The 216-nt window shown below is 72.2% G+C and carries 1 protein-coding gene; it reads right to left on the reverse strand.

Translation table 11 applies throughout. The features are described from left to right. Nucleotides 1-216, reverse strand: a 216-nt coding sequence (locus tag ADK60_RS28520) for an AMP-binding protein (RefSeq protein ID WP_159400627.1), incomplete at both ends; no start/stop codon positions are given.

The raw sequence follows: 216 nt of genomic DNA on the forward strand, positions 1-216 counted from the left end.
TACCCGACCAGGCGCTTCTCACCCGGACGGTCCTCCCGCACCAGGGCGACCGCCTGCGCCACACCCCCCACCCGGGCCAGCGCGCTCTCCACCTCGCCCGGTTCGATGCGGAAGCCGCGCACCTTCACCTGGTCGTCACCACGCCCGATGAACTCGAGGATCCCGTCGGTGTTCCAGCGGGCGGTGTCGCCGGTGCGGTACATCCGCTCACCCGGC

Origin of the sequence: Streptomyces sp. XY431, from assembly GCF_001279805.1 — a bacterium.
GTDB lineage: Bacteria > Actinomycetota > Actinomycetes > Streptomycetales > Streptomycetaceae > Kitasatospora > Kitasatospora purpeofusca.